The sequence below is a fragment of the Candidatus Magnetobacterium casense genome, from assembly GCF_019173545.1.
Taxonomy (GTDB): Bacteria; Nitrospirota; Thermodesulfovibrionia; order Thermodesulfovibrionales; family Magnetobacteriaceae; genus Magnetobacterium; species Magnetobacterium cryptolimnobacter.
In genome coordinates, this window is the sequence record NZ_JABXWD010000564.1 from 1 (window position 1) to 1780 (window position 1780).

Consider the following 1780-nt stretch of genomic DNA (forward strand, 5'->3'; position numbering starts at 1 on the left):
GGGTCTGAGGGAGGGGTGGAGCCGCCTCCCTTCTTTCTTTTCTTCTTTCAGTGCCGAGAGGATGTTGCAGGCGAGGCGCTTGTTGAGGCCGTTTAGGGAAGCTATTTCTTCCACAGAGGCAGTTTTTATGGCCTCGATGCTGCCAAAATGCCTTAACAGTTCAAGACGCCTCTGGCGTGTAACGCCCTTTATCTTCTCAAGCGGTGACTGGAGGAACTTTTTGTCCCTGAGCTTGCGGTGAAACGTGATGGCAAAGCGGTGGACCTCATCCCGGATGCGCCTCAGAAGCAGCGACGATGGCATGGAATCATCGATTGCTATGTGGCCCTCCCTGTTCGGTATAAAGACACGGTCGGGGTCCTTTGCCAGTGCCACCAACGACGTCCTGATTGGATGAGCTGTTGCGGTCAGCTCGTCTATGGCTGCCATTGCACAGTCCAGTTGCCCCTTGCCCCCGTCAATGACCACGAGGTCTGGGAAGTTGTCCTTGAGGTTGCCGGTCACTCGCAGGACAACCTCCCGCATCATTGCGTAGTCGTCCTGGCCGGTGACGGTCTTGACCCTGACGTGGCGGTAGAGATGCTTTTTAAATCCCCCCGACGCCCAATATATGAACGCCCCCACGGAGAGGTCGCCGGAGATGGTCGATATATCAAATGCCCCGATGCCCTCTGGCGGGTGGGCAAGCCCAAGACGTGCTGCAAGCTCTTCCAGGACACGGGTGTCGGAGAGGCCGAGTTTGAGCTTAAAGGACGTAGCCGCATTGTTGTCTGCCATGTTGAGTAGCTCTGAGCGTTTTTCGTCACAGGGGGGGGTGATATCTACGGGGGACGTGCGCCTTTTGGATAACCATTTTCTGAGTGTGCTCAGACGCAATGGGGTTTTACGGACGATTATCTCCGCCGGGGGCAGTATCTCCTTGTTGTAGAACTGCATAATAAAGCTGTGGATAAGCTCCTTGTAGGGCAATCCCTGTGTATCCCTGAAGAAGAAGTCCTTTACGCCAATGAGCAGACCGCTGCGAATAAAGAACACGTTGATGACAGCCGCCGAGGGCATCAATGCAACACTGTCGTTATTGATATCGGCACCGCCCTCCGAGGGACGGTAGAAGCCTATGACGTCGATATCGCCAAACTCCTGTGCGACGACCTTTTGCATCTCCCACGCCCCCTGGATGGCGCGTATCTTGTCTCTGTATTTTGCGGCATCCTCAAACAGGAGGTCGTTGGAGAGTTCGTACATGCGTCGTTTGAGTCTGTCCAGGAGGTCTTGTCTTGCCCCCTTGAGGAACTCCGTGCAGTCTCTGACGTGGGCATCGTAGGCCTCCTTGGTGATGAGTCCCACGCAGGGGGCGCTGCACTGGCCTATCTGGTATTGCAGACACGCCCGTGTGAGGTTTTCTATCTTGTACTTGCACGTCCTGAGCGGGAAGCAGCGTTTTACAAACTCCAGGGTCTCACGCATACTCCTCGATGAGACGTAGGGGCCGATGTAGATATCGCCGTCGTGGCTGAGTTTGCGGGCTATTTCGAGCTTGGGCCACTGTTGCGTCACGGTGATCCTGATGTATGGGTAGTTCTTGTCGTCCTTGAGGATGACGTTGAACTTGGGCCGGTACTGCTTGATGAAATTGGCCTCCAGGGCAAGGGCCTCGACCTCGTTGTCGGTCACGATGAAGGAGAAGTCGGCAACGAGTGTCATCATCGTAGATTTCCTCAAGTCCAGTTGATTGGCCCTGCGGAAGTAGCTCCTGATGCGGCTCTTGAGGTTGATGGCC

Annotated in this window: 1 protein-coding gene; it reads right to left on the minus strand. The window is 55.2% G+C overall.

Features of this window, described 5'->3' with window-relative positions; genetic code table 11:
* Nucleotides 1-1780, minus strand: a 1780-nt coding sequence (gene uvrC / locus HWQ67_RS17595) for an excinuclease ABC subunit UvrC (RefSeq protein ID WP_218254001.1), incomplete at both ends; no start/stop codon positions are given.